General features: G+C 67.6%; 15 protein-coding genes. 8 read left to right on the top strand and 7 right to left on the bottom strand.

The annotated features are described in order from the left end of the window. Positions 1-112: 112 nt before the first annotated feature. Positions 113-4,276 (top strand): reverse gyrase, encoded by a 4,164-nt coding sequence (rgy, locus tag ACYQ3J_RS06235; protein WP_460125897.1) that lies wholly within the window; start codon positions 113-115, stop codon positions 4,274-4,276. Further along, positions 4,263-5,180: a carbon-nitrogen hydrolase family protein gene (locus tag ACYQ3J_RS06230; RefSeq protein WP_460125895.1), complete on the top strand. Its 918-nt coding sequence runs from the start codon at positions 4,263-4,265 to the stop codon at positions 5,178-5,180. The genes rgy and ACYQ3J_RS06230 overlap by 14 nt, the downstream gene beginning before the upstream one ends. Here the strand turns inward: ACYQ3J_RS06230 and ACYQ3J_RS06225 are convergent. Further along, the gene (locus ACYQ3J_RS06225) at positions 5,158-6,030 is read right to left on the bottom strand and encodes a GNAT family N-acetyltransferase (RefSeq protein WP_460125893.1); all 873 of its coding nucleotides are present in this window, start codon (positions 6,028-6,030) and stop codon (positions 5,158-5,160) included. The genes ACYQ3J_RS06230 and ACYQ3J_RS06225 overlap by 23 nt on opposite strands. Before the next feature lie 114 nt (positions 6,031-6,144). Between ACYQ3J_RS06225 and menC the strand changes: the two genes are divergently transcribed. Further along, positions 6,145-7,257, top strand: coding sequence for an o-succinylbenzoate synthase (gene menC, locus ACYQ3J_RS06220; RefSeq protein ID WP_460126272.1), 1,113 nt, complete (start codon positions 6,145-6,147; stop codon positions 7,255-7,257). Here menC and ACYQ3J_RS06215 read toward each other — a convergent pair. Then, on the bottom strand, positions 7,254-8,249 hold the full coding sequence (locus tag ACYQ3J_RS06215) for a UDP-N-acetylglucosamine--N-acetylmuramyl-(pentapeptide) pyrophosphoryl-undecaprenol N-acetylglucosamine transferase (RefSeq protein WP_460125891.1): 996 nt from the start codon (positions 8,247-8,249) through the stop codon (positions 7,254-7,256). The two genes, menC and ACYQ3J_RS06215, sit on opposite strands and share 4 nt — an antisense overlap. A 255-nt stretch (positions 8,250-8,504) precedes the next feature. On the opposite strand from ACYQ3J_RS06215, the gene ubp reads away from it, so the two are divergent. Beyond that, a complete protein-coding gene (gene ubp / locus ACYQ3J_RS06210) occupies positions 8,505-8,918 on the top strand; it encodes a UBP family nucleoid-associated protein (RefSeq protein WP_460125889.1) in 414 nt (137 codons plus the stop codon). On the opposite strand, the gene ACYQ3J_RS06205 is transcribed toward ubp, so the two are convergent. Continuing rightward, positions 8,912-9,754, bottom strand: coding sequence for an SAM hydrolase/SAM-dependent halogenase family protein (locus ACYQ3J_RS06205; protein WP_460125887.1), 843 nt, complete (start codon positions 9,752-9,754; stop codon positions 8,912-8,914). The genes ubp and ACYQ3J_RS06205 overlap by 7 nt on opposite strands. A 129-nt stretch (positions 9,755-9,883) precedes the next feature. Between ACYQ3J_RS06205 and ACYQ3J_RS06200 the strand changes: the two genes are divergently transcribed. Beyond that, positions 9,884-10,627 carry a YkgJ family cysteine cluster protein gene (locus ACYQ3J_RS06200; protein WP_460125885.1) on the top strand — a complete coding sequence of 248 codons (744 nt, stop codon included), beginning with the start codon at positions 9,884-9,886 and terminating at the stop codon, positions 10,625-10,627. Further along, complete coding sequence (locus ACYQ3J_RS06195; protein ID WP_460125883.1) at positions 10,582-11,016, top strand: hypothetical protein; 435 nt, start codon at positions 10,582-10,584, stop codon at positions 11,014-11,016. The genes ACYQ3J_RS06200 and ACYQ3J_RS06195 overlap by 46 nt, the downstream gene beginning before the upstream one ends. On the opposite strand, the gene ACYQ3J_RS06190 is transcribed toward ACYQ3J_RS06195, so the two are convergent. Further along, a complete protein-coding gene (locus ACYQ3J_RS06190; protein ID WP_460125881.1) occupies positions 11,013-12,623 on the bottom strand; it encodes a TCP-1/cpn60 chaperonin family protein in 1,611 nt (536 codons plus the stop codon). The genes ACYQ3J_RS06195 and ACYQ3J_RS06190 overlap by 4 nt on opposite strands. A gap of 190 nt (positions 12,624-12,813) precedes the next feature. On the opposite strand from ACYQ3J_RS06190, the gene ACYQ3J_RS06185 reads away from it, so the two are divergent. After that, entirely contained in the window at positions 12,814-14,181 is a 1,368-nt protein-coding gene (locus ACYQ3J_RS06185) for a phenylacetate--CoA ligase family protein (protein ID WP_460125879.1), read from the top strand. A gap of 80 nt (positions 14,182-14,261) precedes the next feature. After that, on the top strand, positions 14,262-15,785 hold the full coding sequence (locus ACYQ3J_RS06180; protein WP_460125877.1) for a class I adenylate-forming enzyme family protein: 1,524 nt from the start codon (positions 14,262-14,264) through the stop codon (positions 15,783-15,785). Positions 15,786-15,794: 9 nt separating this feature from the next. Here the strand turns inward: ACYQ3J_RS06180 and ACYQ3J_RS06175 are convergent, their stop codons facing one another. The 3 genes from ACYQ3J_RS06175 to ACYQ3J_RS06165 form a co-directional block, all read right to left on the bottom strand. Beyond that, the gene (locus tag ACYQ3J_RS06175; RefSeq protein ID WP_460125875.1) at positions 15,795-16,400 is read right to left on the bottom strand and encodes a GNAT family N-acetyltransferase; all 606 of its coding nucleotides are present in this window, start codon (positions 16,398-16,400) and stop codon (positions 15,795-15,797) included. A 96-nt stretch (positions 16,401-16,496) separates the two neighbouring features. Next, positions 16,497-17,858 (bottom strand): phenylacetate--CoA ligase family protein, encoded by a 1,362-nt coding sequence (locus ACYQ3J_RS06170; RefSeq protein ID WP_460125873.1) that lies wholly within the window; start codon positions 17,856-17,858, stop codon positions 16,497-16,499. 8 nt (positions 17,859-17,866) lie between these two features. Beyond that, on the bottom strand, positions 17,867-18,154 hold the full coding sequence (locus ACYQ3J_RS06165) for a hypothetical protein (protein ID WP_460125871.1): 288 nt from the start codon (positions 18,152-18,154) through the stop codon (positions 17,867-17,869). Positions 18,155-18,182: the final 28 nt, after the last annotated feature.

Raw genomic sequence — 18,182 nt, 5'->3', positions numbered from 1 at the left:
GGACTTGGAGAATGCTTGAGTGGCGGCCTTGAACAGTGTCTCCGAAATAGAACTGGAAGGGGGAGGGTTAAAATGGTGGATGCGTTGATTGAGATGCTTTAGGGTGGCTTGATTGAGCGGAAGCGCCGCCGGAAGCGGCGCCGAGTCGGCGGTGGGTAGGGGGGTTTACAGGCACGCCTGCCCCGTCTGCGGCGGGCCCAACACTGAGGCCAGGCTGGCCCGCGGCCTGCCGTGCGAGAGGTGCATGCCGGAGCCCCCAGCGGGCGCGGAGGGCGTCCTAGAGGTCTGCGGGAGGCTGAAGGACAAGGGCGGCCTGGGGGAGGTATGCAGGCTCGAGGAGGAGTTCAGGGAGTTCGCGAGGTACTTCGAGGCCGCCGTGGGATCCCCGCCCTGGGGGGCCCAGAGGACCTGGGCCAGGCGGCTGCTTAGGGGTGACAGCTTCTCCATCATAGCCCCGACCGGCGTGGGGAAGACCACCTTCGGCATCATCGCAGCCCTCTACCTGGCCTGCGGGAGGGGGGAGAAGTCCTACCTAGTCTTCCCCACCACCACCCTCGTGGAGCAGGCGCTGAAGAAGATGAACGCCTACCTCGACTCGCTCGAGGGCTGCAGGCCGAGGATCCTCGGGATCCACTCGAAGATGAGCCTGAGGGCGAGGAGGGAGGCGCTCGAGGCCTTCAACCGGGGGGAGTACGACGTCCTCGTCACGACAGCTGCCTTCATGAGGAGGTACGCCCACAAGCTGCAGAGCCTCTTCAGGCTGGTCTTCGTCGACGACGTTGACGCGGTGCTGAGGAGCGGCAAGAGCGTCGACGCCCTACTGCGCGTCGTCGGCTTCCCCGTCGAGGCCCTCGAGGAGGCGGAGAAGCTCCTCTACATCGAGAGGAGGCTGGTGAGGCTGAGCGAGAGGGTGAGGAGGCTCCACGCCCTGATCCAGCAGCTCAGGGCGAGGGCGGCGAGGAGCAGGGAGGAGGCGGAGCGCAGGAGGAGGCGGGTGGAGGAGCTGCGCAGGGAGCTGGAGGAGCTGAGGGGCGAGCTGGACCAGCTCTCCAGGGAGGCCGGGGAGATCAAGAGGAGGCTGGAGGGCTACAGGAGGGGCGTGGCGTCCCTCATAGTCTCAAGCGCCACGGGGAGGCCCCGGGGGAGGAGGGTCAGGCTCTTCAGGGTCCTCCTCGGCTTCGAGGCTGGCGGCCGCGGGGACGTCGGGTTCAGGAACGTGGTCGACACCTACACCCACGCCGACGGGGACAAGTACGCGAGGGCGGTTGAGCTGGTGAAGAGGCTGGGCGACGGCGTCCTGGTTTTCGTGCCCGTAGACGAGGGCGTGGAGGGGGCCGAGAGGCTCGCCGAGATGCTGAGGGAGGCCGGAGTCGAGGCGGAGGCCTACCACGCCAGGAAGCCCCTGAGGATACTCGAGGACTTCGCCGAGGGGAGGATCCCGGTCCTCGTAGGCGTGGCGAACTACTACGGGGCGCTCGTGAGGGGCCTCGACCTCCCCGCGAGGGTGAAGTACGCCGTCTTCGCGGGCGTCCCCAGGCACAAGTTCCCCGCAGACATCGGCGAGCCCCACCCCTCCAGGCTCATGAGGCTGCTAGCAGTCCTCGCCGAGGTTGACGTGGGGGACGTGGCCAGCGAGGCCAGGAGGCACATGGCTAGGCTGAGGAGGATCCTCAGGAGCCTGAGCCCCGCGGCCCTACAGGCGCTCACGGAGAGGGTGGTGCAGGGCGACATAGGCGGCGAGGGATCCCCGACGCACGCCGTGTGGAGCGCCTACAACTTCCTCCTCAAGGCGATGAGCGACGAGGAGGTCTGGAGGGCGCTCAGGGAGAGGGCCGACGTGGGCGTGGTGGAGGAGGACGGGAAGAGGTACGTGCTAGTCCCCGACCCGGCGACGTACATGCAGGCGAGCGGGAGGACGAGCAGGCTCTACGCGGGGGGCCTGACGAAGGGCCTCAGCATAGTCATAGTGGACGACCCCAGGGTCTTCAGGGGGCTGCAGGAGAGGACGAGGTGGATGGCCGACGTCGAGTGGAAGCCGCTCGAGGAGATAGACCTGGACAAGCTGAAGGCCGAGATCGAGGAGGAGAGGAGGAGGGTGGAGGAGATACTCAAGGGCAGGGCGGGCGCCGCGGTGGACCTGGTGAAGACCGCCCTCCTAGTCGTGGAGTCCCCCAACAAGGCTAGAACCATCGCGGGCTTCTTCGGGAGGCCTAGCACGAGGATCCTCCCCGGGGGACTGAGGGTCTACGAGGTCTCCACCGGCGACTACCTCCTCCTCATAGCCGCGAGCGGGGGCCACGTCTACGACCTGGCCACCGACGAGCAGCCGGGGGACGTGCCGCCCAGCCTCTCCAGGCGCGGGGTCAGCAACCTCTTCGGGGTGCTCGTCGACGGCGACGGCGGGTACGTGCCGGTCTACACCAGCATCAAGAGGTGCCTCGACTGCGGGGCCCAGTTCACGAGGGAGGAGCCCAGGTGCCCCTACTGCGGCAGCCCCAGGATAAGGGACTCCAGGGCGGTGGTGGAGGACCTCCGCAGGCTCGCGTGGGAGGTTGACTACGTCCTCATAGGAACGGACCCCGACACTGAGGGAGAGAAGATAGGCTGGGACGTCGCCCTCCTCATCAAGCCCTACTCGAGGAGGATCATGAGGCTCGAGTTCCACGAGGTGACCAGGAGGGCGATACTCGCGGCGCTCAGGAGCCTCAGGAGCTTCGACGACAGGCTTGTGGACGCGCAGATAGTGAGGAGGGTTGAGGACCGCTGGATAGGCTTCACCCTCAGCCCCCTCCTCTGGTGCGACTTCTGGAGCCGCCACTACTGCCCAGTGGTGGAGGAGAGGGCCACGGAGAACACGGAGGCGAAGGCTAGGATGGTGAACCTCGCGGACGCCAGGGCGTGCAGGGAGAACAGGTACTACTACAACCTCTCCGCCGGCAGGGTGCAGACCCCCACCCTGGGCTGGGTGGTCGAGGCGGCGGAGCGGGCGAAGAAGACCGTGGACCAGGTCACGCTCTACCACGAGGCCCCCGGCGGGGAGGCGGTCACGATCGTCGTCAAGGTCCCCCCGGAGGACCCCTCCTACAGGGAGTTCCTGGAGGTAGTGAGGCACGCTAGGGACGCGGCGAAGAGGGGCGGGGAGGTGGAGGTCAGGATTGAGGGCGAGGAGTGGGAGGTCACCCTAAACCCGCCGCCCCCCTACACGACTGACACCCTCCTAGCCGACGCCAGCAGGATCCTCGGCCTAGGCGCCCCCCAGGCGATGAGGCTCGCCCAGGACCTCTTCGAGCTCGGCCTCATAACCTACCACAGGACGGACTCGACGAGGGTGAGCGACAAGGGCCTCGAGGTCGCCAGGCAGTGGCTCGAGGAGAGGTTCGGGGAGGCTTACAGGAGCCTCTACAAGCCGAGGAGGTGGGGCGAGGGAGGGGCCCACGAGGCGATACGCCCCACGAGGCCGATCGACGCGGAGAGGCTCGCGATGCTCCTCGAGGAGGGGGCGATAGAGCTGGCGAGGGAGGTGACGAGGAGGCACCTGGAGCTCTACGACTTGATATTCAGGAGGTTCATGGCGAGCCAGATGGTGGAGGCTAAGGGGGTGAGGGCCAGGTACACGATTCACTTCGAGCCCTTCACCTTCAAGTACACCCTGGAGAGGCTGGTCGAGGTGGCGAGGGAGCCGCCGGAGGCAGGGTTCACGCTCGTGTGGCCCTACGTGAGGGTCGAGCCCAGGCTCCCCCTCGGCTACTCCACCTGGAGGCCCGTCGTGAGGAAGACCCGCCTGGCCCCGCCGCTCACCCAGGGGGACCTCATAGCGTTGATGAAGGAGAGGGGCATCGGGAGGCCGAGCACGTACGCTAAGATAGTTGACACCCTCTTGAGGAGGAGGTACATAGTAGTCGTTGGGGGGAGGAGGGAGTACGTGGTGCCAACCCTCAGGGGCAGGATGGTGTACGACTACCTCACCAGGCGCACCGCCAGCGCGTCGGAGGCGGACTACGGCCCCTACGCCGCCCTCATCCGCAGGATCCCGAGCCTCGTCTCCGAGGAGAGGACGAGGGAGCTGGAGGCGGCGATAGACGCGATCGAGAGGGGGGAGAAGAGCAGGGTCGAAGTGCTGGCCGGGATCTACGGCGAGATAGGCGGCCTGGCCCGCCTAGTGGAGGAGGCGTCGAGGGGGAGGGCGCCCGGCGGCCACGAGTTCACCCGGGTGCTGGCCGACTGCCTCTCCAGGGCCTCGCTCTACAGGGAGGCTGAGGGAGGTGCCGCTGGTTAGGGTCGGAGTGGCGTTCCAGAGGGTGAGGCTCAACTCATCCAGGATCAACGGTAAGAGGCTAGCCGAGGCGCTGGAGGCGCTCGCCAACGAGCCGCCCGGGATAGACTTGTTCATCACGCCGCCCTACCCCCTCACCGGGCCCATCATAGGCTACCACTCCGAGTCGAAGGCCAGGTCTTACCTGAAGTCGAGCGCTGAGAGGCTGAGCGACAGGGGATCCCTCTCGGGGAAGACGATGTCCCTAGCCTCCAGGCTCGCCGAGAGCTACAGGGTCAACATCATAAGCGGCCCCATCATCGAGAGGGCCGGGCCCAGGCTCTACGTCACCTCGTTCGCAGTCAACTCCTCCGGCGCCCTGGCCGGCAAGTACAGGAAGCTGGCGGTGACGAGGAAGGAGATGGAGTACGGCATAAGCCCGGGGAGGGAGGCGGGGGTCTTCGAGCTCGCCGGCCTGAGGGTTGGAGTGTTCATAGACGAGGACCTGGCGGTCCCGGAGATATTCAGGGTCCTCCAGGCGAGGAGGGTCAACCTCGTGGTGGGCTTCATGCTCCCCTACGAGTCCGACTACATACCCTCGAGGGTGAGGGACGCCCCCAGCATCCCGACGATGGACCTCGACGAGGTGTCGGCGTTCCTCAGGGTGGTGGCTAGGCTGACGGGGGTCCCCATACTCCTCGTGGGGGGCGCGGTTGAGGGCGTCAACGGCCACGACGACGTGGCCTTCATGCCCACCCTCATAGCGGAGGCGGACCTCGGGGTGAGGGTGATGAGGGACTACGACGACCTCGGCAGGCCGGTCCAGCTGGAGGTGAACACGGAGAGCAGCGTGGCGAGGCCCCTCGACCTCGGCTACGAGGCGGCCGTCGCCCACCTCTGCAGGCTCAGGGCGAAGAGGAAGGGGTAGCCTGGTACACCACGGGCTCCATGGGGTCCCTGGCTAGCACCACGTAGCCCCCGCCGCTGGAGTCCCTAGTGTAGTCCACCATGAGGTAGCCGCGGGAGAGGTAGTGGCTGTAGACGCTCCTAGTGGCGAGCCTCCACCTCGCCGCCAGGCCGGGGTCCCGGTCCCTGAGGCTCGAGATGCTCCTGGGCAGGGCGACGAGGACCGCTGGGGCGTCGAGGCCCAGCCTCGGCTCCCCGGGGGCCTCCAGGCCGCCCTCGACCCTCCTCTCGAGGGCGACGGCGCCGCCGGCTTCGAGTATGGCCTCCGCCGGCGCCGCCTTCAGCTTGCCCTCGAGCTTGAGCCTCACCCTCTCGCTGTCAATGTACCACTCCGCCTTCGCCCTGTCGCTCGCGAGGCCCTCGTTGATCGAGTCCCTCATCTCCCCGTAGTAGTTGGGCACGTAGACCCTCACCACGACCCCCAGCTTGGCCAGGTTGAAGTTGGAGTTGAGGGACTGGAGGGGGTCGAAGGTCCACTTGATGAGCCTGTAACCCCTCTCGAGCACCCTCCTCCTCTGCTCAAGCTTGAGCGCGTACCCCACCCCCCTGTACTTCACGCCCTCAGCCACGCCGGTGGCGTGGCTGTAGAAGTAGCCGTCGCCCGGCGACCCCACGAACCACCCGTAGGAGACGCCCACCAGCCTCCCGTCGAGGAAGGCGCCGAGCACGAGGCCCCCGTTGTCCGCCAGAGCCCTCAGCAGGTGGGGCGGGGCGGCGTCGCGGTAGTCGCTCATCCCCCACGCCAGCCTCTGGACCTCCACAGCCTCCGCGAACTCCGAGGGATCCCGGAGAGGCCTAACCTCCAACCCCAACCCTGGGCCACCCCGGCGGCGACCCACGCGGTTAATGCTGGCCGCCAGCCTGGAGCCTATAAAGTAGCGCCACCCGGGTGGGATCCCCGCCCGGCGGGGGCGGCGGCGTTGCCCGTGCTGAGGAGGGTCAGGGTCTACGAGGTGTGGGTCAGGCTGAGGGAGGGCTTCGAGACCAGCTTCGGGAGGACCCTGGAGAGGCCCGCGCTCCTCGTGAGGGTGGAGGAGCGGGGCGGCGAGGAGGGCTGGGCCGAGGTGGTGGCGGGGGAGGGGCCGTGGTACAGCTGCGAGACGCACGAGACCGCCCTCCACGTCATCCGCGACTACCTGGCGCACATGCTCCCCGCCGAGGTCGAGGCTAGGAGGGTGTCGGAGGCGTTCTCCAGGGTTCGGGGGCACGAGATGGCGAAGGCCGGCCTGGAGATGGCGGTGTGGGACCTGGAGGCGAGGCTCGCCGGGAAGCCGCTGTGGAGGTACATCGGCGGGGTGAGGGGTAGGATCGAGAGCGGGGTGAGCGTCGGGATCCAGCGGAGCGTCGAGGAGCTGGTGAGGGTGGTGGGGAGGTACCTCGAGCAGGGGTACAGGAGGGTCAAGGTGAAGATCAAGCCTGGCTGGGACGTCGAGCCCCTCGAGGCGTTGAGGAGGGAGTACCCAGACACCCCCCTCCAGGCCGACGCCAACGCTGCCTACACGCTCAGGGACGCCCTCCACCTGAAGAGGCTGGACAGGTTCAACCTCCTCATGCTCGAGCAGCCCCTCCACTGGAGGGACCTCGTGGACCACGCGGAGCTGGCGAGGATCCTGGAGACTCCGATCTGCCTCGACGAGAGCATCAAGGACGCCGAGGACGCCAGGAGGGCCTACAGGCTCAACGCTGCGTGGGTGATAAACGTGAAGCCCGGGAGGGTCGGGGGGATAATGGAGAGCCTGAGGATACACGACCTCTGGCACGGGGTCTTCGGCAGGCCCCTCTGGATCGGGGGCATGCTGGAGACCGGCGTGGGCAGGGGGCACCTGGTCGCCCTCGCAACCCTCCCCGGCGTCAAGTACCCCAACGACGTGAGCGCGAGCGATAGGTACTACGAGGAGGACATCGTTGAGCCCCCGTGGACGCTGAACAGGGACGGCACGATAACGGCGCCCGAGAAGCCGGGCATAGGGGTCGAGGTGCTCGTGGACAAGGTGGAGGCCATGGCTAGGAGGGTCATCGAGTTCAAGCCCGAGGGCTAGCCGCCTCGGGCGACGGAGAGCACCTCCCTCGCAGCCCTCGGGGCGCCGCTCGGGATCCTCGGCGGCTCCCTGCCTAGCGCCTCCCTCACCGCCTCGAGGACCCCACGGGGCGTGGGGTCCTCCAGGTAGACCGCCCCGATCTTCCCGGCGTAGATGGGGCCGTCCCTGACGCTCGCGGAGAGCCTAAGCTCCGGGTGGGCCACGAGCACCACGGGCTTCCTGTAGGCGAGCGCGGCCTCCATCCCCGTCTTCCCGGGGAAGTGGGTCACCACCACGCTCGCCCCAGCGAGCCACCTCTCGAAGTCGGGGTCGAACCTGAACACCCTCCACCCCGGCCTCGCCGCCCTGTAGGGCCCCGGGTCGACCCTGCCCGTCTGGAGCACCACCCCGAGGCCGAGGCGCTCCAGCCCAGCCTCGAGCACCGCGTCGAAGAGCCTCTTGAACCCCATGGTTCCAGCCGTCACGAGGACGTAGCCCTCATCCCTCGGCTCGTACCGGGGCGGCTCGTAGAGGGGGCCAACCACCACCGCGCCCGGGTGGATCCTCAGCTGCTCCTCCCACTGCACCAGCGTCACCGCCGCTATCCTACGCACCACCGCCTGCGTCCTCCCCGGGCTCGTGAACCTCACGCTGCTCTCAACGTTGACCACCGGCACCCCCTTCAGCCACGCGGCGAAGCTCAGGGGGACGGCGTGGTTGTTCCCGCAGTTCACGAGGGCCGAGAGGCTCCCAGGCACTTTGCGGAGGGCCTCGAGGAGCGCCCCCGGCCACCTGTGGAGGGTCCTCCAGAGGGGCTCCCAGTAGAGCCTGGGCATAGGCGTCTCGACTACCCGGCCCAGCCCCTCCACCCGGGACCGGCTCCAAGAGTCGCCCCTAGGCGTGTAGAACACCAGCCCAGCGCCGAGCCTGGCGAGCTCCAGGCCTATAGCCCTAGCGTACCCCGTGTGCCCCCCGCCCGACGCTGTCAGGCCAACCGTGACCCCCGGAGCCATGGAACCACGGGCACCCCTAGCAAGCCCCTCGAGACCCTCGGCCTCTTGCCCTCACCTCACCCCCCAAGCTCGGGGTCGGTGGAGGTGCATCTCCTCACCGTTCAACGATAAAGCCGGCCGGCGCGGGGTTAATAGTCCTCCCGCGGCGCAGGCCCCCAGCGGGGAGGGCGATGAAGTGCGCCTGCGACGATCCAACCCCCCACGGGGGGATGGGGTGGAAGAGCCGACCTAGCCCTCCCCGCGGGGGTTAGCCTTTTGGAGCGGGGCTCCGAGTGCAGGGTCCGCCTCGTGGATGGCCTCGACGCGTTCAGGGCCGCGGTGGAGGAGCTGCTAGCAACCGTCTACTCCTACAACGCCAGGCTCAGGGGGACGGGGTACTATCTGAAGCCCCTCCACAGGGTCTACAAGAGGGACCCCGAGACGGGGGCGCTCGTGGTCTACGAGTACTACGGCAGGTACTGGTGGAGGCTGGAGAGGCGCGGGGGGAGGCTGAGGTGGAGGTACGCCGGCCGCGAGCCCCCGCCGGGGGTGCCGGAGCCCCCGCGGCACCCCCTTGAGGGGATGGCGGCGAAGATTGAGGGCTCCGACGTGGAGCTGGAGTGCCGCTGGTACGAGGAGCTGGCTAGGTCTGGCCTTCTGCGCGGGGTGCGCGTGGAGCGCGTTCACTGATTAGAGCTTTTGATGACCCTTAGGCTCAGCCTGTCCCCGGGCTTCGCGTGCAGCCGCTCCGCGGCGCTCCCCTTGTTGACCGCTATCTCCAGGAAGCCGAAGCTGTTCAGATACATGACCATCATCCCCTCCCTCACGTCGCTGAACGTCCTCCCCACCCGGACCCTCCACGCGTGCCCCCTGAGGTCCGTCACCTCGACCTCGGCCCCCTCGGGGAGCATCCTCCTAGTGCTCAGGGCCACGTTGCCGAACCTGTCGACGTAGACGACTTTAACGGTGAGCCTGCCCCTAACCTCCCTCTCCCAGACGACCTCCAGCTTCTCCACGCTCTCGGGGTCCGCCTCATCGCCCAGCCTCGACGGCTCGACCCCAGTCGCCGCCAGCGCCGCGGCCGGCGTGAAGACGTCCCTCCCGTGGAAGGTGTTGGAGACCCTCCAGCCCCGGTGGAAGCCGGGGCACCTAGCCCTCTCCCTCACGAGGCTAGCCACCCTATCCGGGTCGAGGATGTAGACCCTTGAGACCCCGTCATCCGCGGCGGCCGGGTAGAGGACTCCGTTGTCGGGGCCCACCAGGTAGTAGTTCCTGGTCTCAACGAGGAGTGGCCTCCTAGGCCCCCCGACGCCGGGGTCGACCACCGCGACCACCGCGGAGCCCGGGGGCAGCCACTTGTAGAGGGAGAAGGTGACGTACGCCCCCGCGATTACGCTGAAGCTGGGGACCGAGTGGTCCAGGTCCACGGGCTCCGCCCCCAGGCACTTGACCACAGCCCTAAGGGCCCCGGCGTAGGGGCCTTCGCCGAAGTCAGTCACAAACCCCACTAGCCCGAAGGGCTCCATGGGCGGCCAGCCACCATTCCCCCGTGGGAGGGCGGCGGCTCTTTAACTATGGGAGTCCAGCCCACCGACGTGGAGTGTTGCGCTCGCATAAAACCCGTGCACGCGTCGGGGGGCTTGGTGCGCCCGGCGTTGCCGCTCTACGCTCTCAGGCAGCCGCCCGGCGACTGGAGGGGCGACGTGGAGCTGCTCGTCGCCGCGGCTGTCAACAAGAGGAGGCTCGTGGGCGTCTACTGGCTCCCCGGCTCGGGGAGGCTCGTAGCCGTCTTCAGGGACCCCGTCGACGAGTGGGGGGCCTTCGAGAGGGTTGACCCCGAGGAGGTGAGGCGTGGCTACAGGATGGAGTGCCCGAGGGGCTGCGGCTACTGCTGCGCCGTCAACAGTGGAGCCTTCGTGCTCGACGTTGAACTCGGCTCGCTGCCCCGCTGGGCCAGGAGGGTGGTGGAGAGGCAGCCGAGCAGGGTGGTCGAGACGAGCAGGGGGGCGGTTAGGGTTTACATGCTCGGCACCGGCCTCCTCGGCGGCTGCATCTTCTTCAACCCCGAGACCGGCGGGTGCAGGCTCGAGGAGTCGGCGGGGAGGCACGCCAAGCCCATAATCTGCAGGCTCACCTACTGCACGCTCTTCGCCACCGGCCCGGAGGGGCGGGTGCTCAGGATCCCGGGAAGCAGGACACCGAAGTACAGGCCGGCAACGAGGAGGGAGTGGGAGGAGGCGGTTAAAGCCTTGAGGGAGCGCTGGATGCAGGCCTACAAGGCCGCAGCCCGCCGGCCCCCCGGGGGTGCTGGGCGCCCGCGGCCCCGGCCAGCCGGGATCCCCGGGTGGCTGCCATGGCTAGGGTCTACGTCCCGGAGAGGCTCCTCTCGAGCAGGGTGAAGAGGGTAGCCGGGCCCGCCGCCAGGCTCCGCCACCCGAGGGCCTCGCTCATGCTCGCGATAGTCGCGCCCAAGCCCGGCTCGTGGAGGGTGGAGCCCCACCTCCTCTGGTCCCCGGCCGGCGACCCGCCCGAGGGCGTGGTGGAGGTGGCGGGCCACGTCGCCCTTGTTAGGTACGAGGGGCTCAGGGAGGTCCTAGAGGAGGGGTTGAGGAGGGGCCTCTACCACTCCCTCCACCTCGCCCCCTGGGGGCTCCCCCTCCTCATGGTAGGCGAGGCTGGGAAGCCCTCCCCCGACGTCATGGCCGCCCTGGACTCCTACGGCGCCGCGGCGATCTACAAGTGGCTCAAGGAGTCCGTCGCCCGGAGGGTTGAAGTGGTCGAGGTCTAGCCCTCCCTGATCCTCCTGAGCTCGGCGCCGCGCCTGTGGACCGCTATCCCGGAAACCCTCAGGAGCGAGACCGCGAGCGCGACGCCTGCGGCCACCGCGGAGGCCCTGACCGTGTAGAGGTCCACCACCCTCCGGGCCCTCGTGTCCTCCGCCACCTCCAGCCGACCCTCGTCGACCCCGGCGGCCCAGTGGCCCCGGGCGTGGAGGCTCCTCAGCTCTGCGACTGCGTCCAGGGGGTTGAGGCCCGCGTGCCTCGCCAGCGTCCTGGGTATGACCTCGATCGCATCCGCGTAGGCCTCCATTGCGAGGCCCTCCTTCCCCCCGGCCCTCCTGGCAGCCTCCCGGATCCTCTCCGCCGCCTCCACCTCGGGGGCGCCGCCGCCGGGGACCCCGCGGGGGTCGGCGAGGTAGGCCTCGAGCCCCCTCAGGGCCATCCTCACCTCCTCGTGCATCGAGTCCACCGTGAACCAGGGCCCCCTGAGGAGGATCGTGGAGGCGCACCCCTTCCCCGCCTTGAAGATAGTGTAGTACCTGCCGCCCAGGTTGACCTCCTCCACCGAGTCCACTACGCCGATATCCTCCTCCCTGAGGTCCCTGATGCTCGAGGCCATCCTGGCCCCCGAGGCGAGCGCCAGGAGCCTGGCCCTCTCCGCGTCCACCCTCCTAACCACTATGACCCCGTGCCTGTGGAGCCACTGCTCCACCGCTGGATCCACGCCTTTAACGTTGACTAGCAGGTCCACCCCGAGCTCGAGGAGCCTGGAGGCGAGGGGCTTCACCGCCTCGCTCGCCGCCCGGGCAAGCTCGAGGGCCACGCCCGGGTCGCTCGTGGTGAAGCGGATGCCCTCCCCGCGGTAGTCGACGTAGAGCTTCTGGTCCACCACGGCGACCCTGAGGGGGCCCCTGGCGTGCTTGGGGGCGTTGTACTGCATTATCCTCTTCCTCGCCACCACCCCCTCGACGAGGCTGGAGTCGTAGACCGAGCCCCCCTCAACCCTCTCGACGGCGACCGCCTCCGAGAGCCGGGCCCTGCAGGGGCGGGCCCTGTACCTCTCCAGGGCCCCGCAGAGGAGGCCCGCGAGCACCTCCGGCTCCTGGGATCCCGCCGCCAGGCTCCTCGCTGCAGCGGGGCAGTCGATGGGCCCCGTCCTCTCCGCGAGCTCCTCCAGCGTCCCCGCGTGTATCCTGTACGCCCTCGTGAAGCCCTCCACCACCGTTGAGGGCCTGAGGCCGTGCTCCTCCACCAGCCTGGCCCCCTCGGAGTAGAGCTGGTAGGCCAGGAGGACCACCGTCTTCACTCCGTCCCCGTAGAGCCTCCACTGCCTCCTCGCGGCCTCCCACACCGCCTGGACGACGGGGTTCTCCTTCGACGCCTCCTCTAGGACCAGGTAGAGCTTCCTCGTTGGCACCACGTCCCCGTACCTGCCGTGGACGAGCTTGTAGGCCCCCCGGGATCCCAGGCTGGAGCCCGCCAGGTACCCGTAGACCGAGAGCACCGCCCTGATCGCCTTCCTGGAGGCGTGCTCCCCCACGTAGTCAGAGCCCCCGCGCGGGGCCACCACCCTGAATGGCCCCCGCTCGGCCACGTCGAACATTTTACCCCTCAACCATGGGCCACCCCTCAGCCGGCCGCCCCCGGGGCCACCCGCTGTGGTGGGCGTGTTAAATAAAGCCTCCCCAGTAGCGTAAGGCGTATCCTAGAATCTAATCCGGCGGCCCGCTAGAGGAGTTTGCCAGCGCTAAATGAATAAATACCCCTCTCACCTTTCAGCGGGTGGCTCGTGGGGTGGGCAAGGCGTGTCCGCGGAGTCCAGGTTCTTCGAGCCCTACTTTGAGACCATGCCCAGGGACGAGCTTAGGGAGTTGCAGAACAGGAAGCTCCGTCGCCAGGTAGCTAGGGGCTACTCGTTCGCCCCGGCAGTCCGCGAGCTGTTCAACAAGCTGGGCCTAACCCCGAGCGACATAAGGACCACGGAGGACCTCCAGGAGAAGCTGCCGGTCATGAGTAAGGACACGGTCAGGGAGAACAGGGCGAGGACCGGGGACCCGTTCGGCGGCTTCCTCGCAGTCCCCGAGGAGGAGGTCTACACCGTCCAGCACAGCACGGGCACCACAGGGCTGCCAACGTTCATAGCTAAGACGAGGAGGGACGTCGAGGGGTGGATAACGAGGGAGTACGCCAGGCACGCCTGGGCGGCTGGGGCGAGGCCCGGGGACAGGGTACTCGTCTGGGGCTACTACTGGCACGCCTGGCTGAAGGACGGGAACGACAGGGGCTTCGCGGCGACGGGGGCGCAGGTATGGGAGTTCAGCAGCATGCCCACGCCAACCGACATAGAGAGGCTCCACATGATAGCGAGCGCCGTCAGGTTCAACGCGGTAAACCACGGCACCCTCCCAATGTTCAGGTGGATGGACTACGTCAGGTCCCGCGGCCTGGACCCGAGGAGGGAGTACCACAGCGACGAGTGGAAGTTCATAAGGACGGAGGGGGACATGCTCACCGAGCCGGTCAGGAGGTACAGCAGGGAGTTCTGGGGCACCCTCCACCTCGACGCCAGCGGAGGCGGGGACTGCGTCGTAGCCACGGCGGAGAACAGGGAGCAGGTAGAGACGGGGAACACGAAGGGCCTGATGATATGGGAGGACTTCTTCTTCACCGAGGTAGTCGACCCCAAGACCAAGGAGCCTGTCGCGGACGGGGAGAAGGGGGAGTACGTCATAACCCCACTAGACTACGAGGCCATGACCTACTTCAGGTGGGACTACGAGGACATGGTAGTAAAGGACTCTAGCAGGGACGTAAGCGGGAGGACCCACGCCACCCTCAAGTACCTGGGCAGGACCGTCTTCGGCGCCGTAGTCAGGGGCAAGCACATAACCCAGAGGGACGTAGAGGAGGTACTCTACAGCTTCCCGGAGGTCATGCTGAAGCCGTGGCAGTTCATAAGGTCGAGCAAGGACCTCTTCAAGGAGGAGGACAAGCTCCGCATAAGAGCGGTCTACGACCCCAACCTCACCAAGGACCCCGAGGAGCTGAGGGCCAGGATAGCGAGGGCGCTCGAGGAAAAGCTCGGAGTCCCAGCGGAGGTTGAGTGGATACCAGAGGAGGAGGTAAGGACCCTGCCGCACAAGGTCTACAAGCTCTACCTGAGGCAGTCCTAGCCCCCGGCCCCTCCCCCGGGGTTTTCCCCCGTGGCGCCCCTGCCTCCCTCGCCGCGCTTTCACGCTTGGGGGTGCAGCCCGTGGCGGCTAGGCCTTGGCTTCGCTCGTGGCCTGAGGGCGTCCCGGAGAGCCTGGACTACCCGGAGGTGCCGGCCTACGCCCCCGTGGCTGAGTGGGCCTCGAGGGATCCCGGGGCGTGCGCCCTAGCCTCGGAGGGGGTGGGGTGCGTCTCCTACCGTGACGCGGTGGAGATGGCTAGGGCTGCGGCTGCGTGGCTCCAGGGCGTGGGCGTCGGGCCCGGCGACGGGGTGGTCTTCTCGGCCTTCAACACCGTGGAGGGCGTCGCGGGCCTGCTGGGCGTCTGGATGTCGGGGGCTACCGCCGTCGTCGTGGACCCCCTGACGACCTCGGAGGACCTGAGGTTCCAGCTGGAGGGTCGCGGGCTGCGGGTCGCCGTGGTGTCGGGGGAGTTCTACGAGAGGGAGAGGGTGGTCCTCGAGTCGCTTGGCGTCGAGAGGGTGCTCCTCCTCGACCACGCGAGCGGCGGGGGCCTCGAGACCCTGAGGGGCGCGTGGAGGAGGGGGCTGTGGAGGGAGTGGAGGGAGGCCAACGCCGGGCCCGGCGACGTGGCGGTTGCCTTCTACTACGCGGGGATAGCGGGGAGGACGATGCAGGTGCTCCACACCCACTACGGCGTGGTCTCCGCCGCCACGGCGTACCACGCGGCAACCCAGCTGAGGGGGAGGCCTAGGACGATACTCGTCGCCCCCCTCACCCACGCCCTCGGCCTGGAGGCGAGCGTGCTCACAGCGCTCTACAACGGCGGCGCGGTTTACGCGATGAAGAGGTGGGACCCCGAGGCGGCGGCGAGGCTGCTAAGCGGGTGGGGCGTCAACTACCTCGCAGGCGCCCCGATGATGTACGAGTCCCTGCTCAAGGCCGCGGGCGGCGGGATCCCGGGGGCGAGGCTCGAGCTCGCAGTCTCGGGCGGCGCCCCCCTCAAGCCGGAGGTCCAGGACCGCTTCAGGGAGGCCTTCGGCGCCCCCCTCACGCAGCTCTACGGCATGACCGAGGCGTGGATCCTCACCCTCCAGCCCAGGCACCTTGCCGGCGTGAAGTCCACCGTCGGGATCCCCCTGCCCGACGTCTACGTGAAGATAGTGGACCCCGAGGACGCGGGGAGGGAGCTTGGCCCGGGCGAGCTTGGGGAGCTGCTCGTCAAGGCCCCCTGGGTGATGAAGGGCTACGAGGACGAGGAGGAGACGAGGAGGGTTTTCGTGGACGGCTGGCTGAGGACCGGAGACCTCATGGAGATGGATGAGAGGGGCCTCCTCTACTTCCGGGGCGTGAGGAAGAGGATGATCAAGTACAAGGCTTACCCAATATTCCCCAGGGACCTGGAGGTCATACTTGAGAGGCACCCGGCCGTCGAGGAGGCGAGGGTGTACGGGGAGCCGCACCCGGACTACGGGCAGATACCAGTCGCCGAGGTCAGGCTGAAGCCCGGGTGGAGGGGCAGGGTGCCCCCCGAGGAGCTGATGGACTACGTGAACAGGCGCGTAGCCTTCTACAAGAAGGTGAGGAGGCTCGTCATCAGAGAGTAGCCTGCGAGACTAAAGGGGCTCGTAGAACTCGCCGAACACCGCCGCGGCGAGCCTGGCGACGAGCCTCTCCAGGTCCTCCAGCGTCACCGGGGCCCGTGGCCCGACGCGGGCGTAGGTGAACGCATCCCCCGGCAGCCTCGCCTGGAGCCTCATGAACCCGTGGCGGGCCGCGGTCTCCTCGAGGATCCTAGCGTACTCCCTGCACTCCTCGCCCCTGCAGTCCCAGTACTCCGGCCTCCCCCGGGCTAGGAGCGCCTTGTCCTCGAAGAAGGGGTCGGAGAGCGCCGCGTCGAGGAGCCTCGAGGCTACGCCCCTCCCCCTCCACCCCCGGGCCACTTCAGCCACTACGTCGTAGAGGAAGTCGAACGCGACGGGGGCCCTGAGCCCCTCGAGGGCGAACCGGTACGCCACGAAGAAGCCTACCACCACCCCGTCGGTGGTGGCGACTGCGACGTAGTCCCCCCTCGCGGCCGCCAGGGCCAGGGGCTCAACGCCCCGGGAGGGGTCGATGAAGGAGCCGAAGCCGGGGGCGAGCCTCAAGCCCCGCAGGCAATCCGGGCTGCAGCGCCTCCGGACCTCCACTAGACCCCCGGGCTGGGGCCTGCTCAACGCCACTCCTACTCAACCGGGTGGGAGGGGATCCCGCCCGCCCTAATATCTCCGTATAATGAATAATAAGAATGGATCTCAAAAATGATGGGTGGGGGCGGGCTACTTCTTCCACTCGTGGACGACGTAGGTCTTCTTCCAGATGGGCGGCTGTATCGTGCCGGGGGGCGCGTACTGGACCTTCACGGGCACCCCTAGGCGGGCGGAGATCTCGGCCTCCTTCTGCCTGGCCCACTCGTCGGGGTCCCTGGGCTCGGTCTTCGGCTCGAGCTTGACGTAGAGCCTGTCGTGCTCCAGCCTCGTCTTCTTGATTACCTGGTAGTCCTTCACGTCGGGGAAGTCCCTGACGACCGCCTCGACGTCCCAGGGGAGGATGTAGTGGTAGCTACCGTCGAGCCCCTTCACCTTGACGAGCCACTCCTCCCTGCCCAGGACGCCGTAGGGGAACATCGGGTGCGTCCTGCCGCAGGCGCCGGGGCCCTCCCTGTACTCTGCTATGTCCTCCACGTTGAACCTTATGATGGGGAGTGTGTGGTTGATCAGGCTGGTCACCACTAGCTCGCCCCTCTCACCCGGCCCCATCGGCTCCTTGGAGTCGGGGTCGAGTATCTCGAAGACCGCTGCGTCGAACCACCAGTGGTCGCCCTCGAACCAGGGGTCCTCCGCCATCTCGGTGAAGGGGATCTCGCTGAAGCCGAAGAAGTCGAAGACGTAGTCGGTGTTGTACATGTCCTGGAGCTTCTTCCTCACCTCCCTCACGAGGGGCTCTCCCGCTGTGTGGACGACCTCGAACGGCGGCTCGATGCCCCAGTCCTCCACCATCATCCTGGCGAGGTGGTAGAGGCCGCTCGGCGTGCCACCTATGACGGTGGGCCTCACCTCCTCTATCGTCCTCCTAGTCAGCTGGGGCATCGAAGCCATAGGTGCGCTCCCATGGGGTATGACCTTCATGCCCATCATCCAGGCGGTCTTGTAGAACCTCACGCCCCACGCGTAGTTGAAGTCCATCCTCCACGCGTTGAGGTACACGTCCCCCGGCCTCATCATCATAGCCCAGAAGCCCCTGGCTATCACGTCCCTCGCGTAGGCCTCCTCCGCCGGGCTCCACACGTTGTAGGTGGGCCTCCCCGTGGTCCCCGTGCTGGTGGCTATCTTGTAGTGGAAGCTGTCCGGCAGCCCGGGGTGCGAGCCGTAGGGCACGGGCTCCGCCTGGATCCTGTGCCTCACGTCATCCTTCACAATGAAGGGTATCCTGGGGAGGTCCTTGACTCCCCTCACGTCCCCCGGCGAGACGCCGGCGGAGTCCATGAGCTCCCTGTAGAACCTGCTGTTGTGGTAGGCGAAGGAGACTATGTACCTCAGCTTCTTCTCAGCCAGCCTGACGAGTTCGTCCCAGGGCATGGTCTCGATGCGCCTGTCCCAGTAGCGGGGCCACTTCCCCCTCTCGGGGCTCGGCCTCGCCAAGGCTGGGGCTACACCTCCTCCCAACGCACCTTCACTACTTTGAAGTCCACCCTGCCGCCGGCGTAGCTGCCTATCCTCGGCCAGAGCTCGACGTCGTCGCTGGCTGGGAAGTCGTTCCTGTAGCCGTCTAGCTGGGCCACGATCTCCTTGAGCACGGGGATGATCATGGTCCTCAGCGGCAGCATGACCGAGGGGATGCCCTCCTCCTTGGCTAGCCTAGAGGCCTTCCTAACGCTCTCCAGGGCGGTGGAGAGGAGGGAGTGGAGGTCCTCGTAGACCCTCTCCTGCAAGGGCATCCGCGCTCACCGCTACCGCTGTCCCACA

It is taken from the genome of Stetteria hydrogenophila, assembly GCF_054657575.1.
Note: the sequence above shows the minus strand (reverse complement) of the source record. Positions and strands in the feature narration are given on the sequence as shown.

Excerpts from the sequence above, each read along its gene's own strand:
- ACYQ3J_RS06215 (WP_460125891.1), bottom strand. The coding sequence starts at position 8,249 with ATGGCTCCGGGGGTCACGGTTGGCCTGACAGCGTCGGGCGGGGGGCAC.
- ACYQ3J_RS06165 (WP_460125871.1), bottom strand. The coding sequence starts at position 18,154 with ATGCCCTTGCAGGAGAGGGTCTACGAGGACCTCCACTCCCTCCTCTCC.
- ACYQ3J_RS06195 (WP_460125883.1), top strand. The coding sequence starts at position 10,582 with ATGGCTAGGGTCTACGTCCCGGAGAGGCTCCTCTCGAGCAGGGTGAAG.
- ACYQ3J_RS06205 (WP_460125887.1), bottom strand. The coding sequence starts at position 9,754 with ATGGAGCCCTTCGGGCTAGTGGGGTTTGTGACTGACTTCGGCGAAGGC.